Origin of the sequence: Synechococcus sp. WC101, from assembly GCF_047461555.1 — a bacterium.
Lineage (GTDB): Bacteria > Cyanobacteriota > Cyanobacteriia > Thermostichales > Thermostichaceae > Thermostichus.
Genome location: NZ_JANSHG010000203.1, coordinates 1 through 3349, shown reverse-complemented (window position 1 = coordinate 3349; position 3349 = coordinate 1). Strand labels below are relative to the sequence as shown.

General features: G+C 61.9%; 4 protein-coding genes. 1 reads left to right on the top strand and 3 read right to left on the bottom strand.

Going from position 1 to position 3349, the window contains the following annotated elements; translation table 11 throughout:
• Positions 1 to 131: 131 nt before the first annotated feature.
• The 3 genes from NW809_RS11420 to NW809_RS11410 all read right to left on the bottom strand — a co-directional run bounded on the left by NW809_RS11420 (position 132) and on the right by NW809_RS11410 (position 2498).
• Positions 132 to 920 (bottom strand): ABC transporter permease, encoded by a 789-nt coding sequence (locus NW809_RS11420; protein WP_011429813.1) that lies wholly within the window; start codon positions 918 to 920, stop codon positions 132 to 134.
• Complete coding sequence (cobA, locus tag NW809_RS11415) at positions 917 to 1675, bottom strand: uroporphyrinogen-III C-methyltransferase (protein ID WP_099812301.1); 759 nt, start codon at positions 1673 to 1675, stop codon at positions 917 to 919. The genes NW809_RS11420 and cobA overlap by 4 nt, the downstream gene beginning before the upstream one ends.
• A 67-nt stretch (positions 1676 to 1742) precedes the next feature.
• Complete coding sequence (locus tag NW809_RS11410; protein WP_414388292.1) at positions 1743 to 2498, bottom strand: sirohydrochlorin chelatase; 756 nt, start codon at positions 2496 to 2498, stop codon at positions 1743 to 1745.
• Positions 2499 to 2634: 136 nt separating this feature from the next.
• Between NW809_RS11410 and NW809_RS11405 the strand changes: the two genes are divergently transcribed.
• Positions 2635 to 3349 (top strand): asparaginase (locus NW809_RS11405; RefSeq protein ID WP_414402184.1); only part of this gene is annotated, 715 nt, incomplete at its 3' end.

Genomic DNA, 3349 nt, shown 5'->3' with positions numbered 1-3349 from the left:
CTTGAGGGCAGTGTTCAACCCTTGCCGCAAGATTGAAGTTTAGACAGGGATACTGGCAGTCAACTATAGATAGATCCTTGCCCCATGATAGTTTCGGAAGCGGTCTGGCTGCCGGCTCAGGCGGACTGGGCCTAAGCTCCCATCCCGGAGTAGTGTTGCAAACCCTTGCGCCACAGCCAGCGGTTGACCAGCCAAAACAGAACCAGCCAGGCCAGGCCCATGGCAAAACCGCGCGGGATATCTTGCGGGATCCCCACCCAGAGGCTGGCGGGAAAATGCACCAAGTAGGGAAAGGGCGTCCAGGCCAAGGCCTGACGCACCGCCGGCGGAAACACCTCCAGAGGGGCGATCACCCCTGAGAGAAATAGGTACACCAAAAAGTGGAATTGCTCCAAGGCCGATATTCGCTCCACCCAAAAGGCCAGCAGCGCCAGGGTGTACTGCATGAGAAAGCGCAGGGCAAACGCCAACAAAATGGCCAGGGATCCCAGCGCCACTTGTTGCCAAGACGGGATCCAAAAAGCGCGGGGGTAGAGCAGGAAAAAGAGGGCAATCAAAGCCACGGTAAAGGGGAGGCGGGCCAGGCGTTCCATCAGGTGGCTGGCCACATGGTGCCAAGCGGGATCCAGAGGCTGCAACAGAAGGGGCGAGAGTCTTCCCTCCACCACCTCCCGCTCAAAGTCCCAGATTACCCAGATGATGCTGAACTGGCGCACCAGGAACACGGCCAGGAAATAGCGGATGAACTCTAGGGAAGACAGCGAGAAATCTCCTGAACGGGCCGCCTCGCTCCAGAGCCCCATCATGATCAAGGGCAGGGATCCGGCCAAGGCCCACAGGAGCAGCTCCGCCCGGTACTCCAGCATGTAGGCGTAGTAGGCGGCAAAGAGCGCGCTCAGCTTGCGAAAAAAGGCGTTCATTGAGGTTCTGAAGGGGCAAGGGGGTACAAGGTGGGCAACAGGCTGGCCAAATTGACCACCGCCCCCACCACGACAATGGCGGGCGGCGCCGCAGGCGAGGGCTGACCGGCCAGAGACTCCAAACGGAGCAGATGAATCTCTTGCTCCGGGGTGGTGCCCCAGCGGATCAAGGCGACTGGGGTAGCGGGATCTTTTCCTCCCGCTAACAATTCGGCAGCGATGTAGCCGAGGTTGTGCATGCCCATGTAGATCACCAAGGTTTCTACGGCCTCGGCTAGGGCACGCCAATTGACCTGGGGGCGGTATTTGCCTGCCGCCTCGTGGCCAGTAACAAAAGCAACCGAGGAGCTGAGGTCGCGATGGGTGAGGGGGATCCCGGCATAGGCGCTGGCGGCCATGCCCGCTGTAATTCCCGGCACCACCTCCACCGGGATCCCGGCCTGCACCAGGGCCAGCATCTCCTCTCCCCCCCGCCCAAACATGAAGGGATCCCCGCCCTTGAGGCGCACCACCACGGCTGCCGTCTGGGCTTTCTCGATCAGCAAGGCGGTGATCTGTTCCTGAGGAAGGGTGTGGGCGCCGCAGTGTTTGCCGGCGTAGATCCGCTCTGCTGTGGGCGGGATCAAATCCAAAATGGGGGATCCCACCAGGGCATCGTAGATGACCACGTCCGCATGGGCGAGCAGGGCCTTGCCCTTCACCGTCAGCAGTCCCGGATCCCCAGGTCCTGCCCCCACCAGATACACTTTGCCCATCTCGAGTCCCAATCGTTTTCCGGAGATATCTATTCTGCTGGAACAGGACAGTTTTGACCAACCAACTCTACTTCCAGGTCAGACAGGCCGTCTGCAGGGTCTCCTGAATGGCCTGCACCAGTTGGGGATCCCGCCAGAGGGGCGGCTCCACCGTGATCTGCAACAAGGGCCATTCTCGCTGCAGCCGCTGAGCCTGTTCCTGTAAAGCGCGCAGCAGACCGCCCGGAAAGAGAAAAAACGGCAGCACCCGCAGGCGATACTGGCCGAGGCGCAGGCAATGGATTACGGCCGCTTCCAGTGTGGGGGGCTGGGCGGCAAAAGCCACATGCAAGCGGATTCCGGGCAAGCGCTGTTCCAGAGCTTGGATCCCGGCCTGGAGCTGGGCGGCAAATCCCGGCAGGCGGCTGCCATGGCCAAACAGGATCCAGCCGTGGGTCAGTTCCCCCAACCGCTGCGCCGCTGCCACCCGCGCTGCCACCAGATCAAGCAGGGCTGGATGCTGGCCAATCGGCGGTGTCAACAGCAGCTTCAGGTGCGGCCAGCGAGCTTGAACCTGCTCCAGGGCAGCCGGCAAGTCCTCCTCCACATGGGATCCCCCGCCCATAAACAGCGACAGCAGCACCACCGGCCCCTCCAGGCGGGCTGTCAGGTGTCTGTGAATCTGCTCCGCCAGGCTCAGAGGCTGACCTTCCAACTGGGCCAGCTCCACCGGTTGAGGAGCCAGCCGCTGCCGCACCCGGGCCAGCAAATCCGCCGCCGCTTGCTGGTATTCGGGATCCCGGCTGCCGTGACAGACCAAAAACACCAGGGGAGGTGAAGACATGACAGAGCTTAGGGATCCAGACGCACTTGTTCCATTTTGCTCCCTACTGGCAAGGTTTCGCGCCAGATCTGGACGTATGATTTGAGATAATGTACACGCCCCTTTTCTAGACTCGCCGGCCCTTTCCCAGGGTTTCATGTCATTTGAGAACCGCTCCACTGCCCCCGAACTGCTGATCCACGTTTTGCGGGAGGGCTTGACCGAATCTACCCATTATTGCCAAGCCGTGGTGGCCGATAGCCGCGGGCGCTCCCTGGCCGTAGCCGGCAAAAGCACCACACCCGTCTTTGCCCGCTCTGCCCTCAAGCCCTTTCAGGCGCTGGCCATGCTCTCCACAGGCATCCGCGAGCGCTATCGGCTTGGCGAGAAAGACATCGCCATCATGTGCGCCTCCCATCAGGGCACTACGGCCCATGCGCGGCAAGTGTTCAGCATGCTCTGGCGCGCCGATCTTTCCCCCGAGCTGCTGGTCTGCCCCACCCCATCCGGCAAGCCCAGCCCCCTCTGCCACAACTGCTCCGGCAAACATGCCGGCATGCTCCTGGCCAGCCGCGCTCAGAACTGGACTCTGCAGGACTACGCCCAGCGGCAACACCCCGTCCAGGCCCTGGTGCGGGCCAAGTTGGCCGACTTGTTGCAAATGCCCTCAGAAGAGTTTTTGTTTGCTCGTGACGACTGTGGCGTGCCCACCTACCAGCTACAACTCAACCACCTGGCTTCCCTATATGCCCAACTGACCGCCGGCGAGCGGCCGGACTTGGAGGCCATCGCCCGCGCCATGACCCACCACCCCGAAATGGTGGCTGGTGAGGGATGTTTCGACACCGAATTGATGCGGGCCACCCAGGGAG

What these genes read in the sequence shown, in the direction of transcription:
- NW809_RS11420 (WP_011429813.1), bottom strand. Translation starts at nt 920, where the DNA reads ATGAACGCCTTTTTTCGCAAGCTGAGCGCGCTCTTTGCCGCCTACTAC.
- cobA (WP_099812301.1), bottom strand. Translation starts at nt 1,675, where the DNA reads ATGGGCAAAGTGTATCTGGTGGGGGCAGGACCTGGGGATCCGGGACTG.
- NW809_RS11410 (WP_414388292.1), bottom strand. Translation starts at nt 2,498, where the DNA reads ATGTCTTCACCTCCCCTGGTGTTTTTGGTCTGTCACGGCAGCCGGGAT.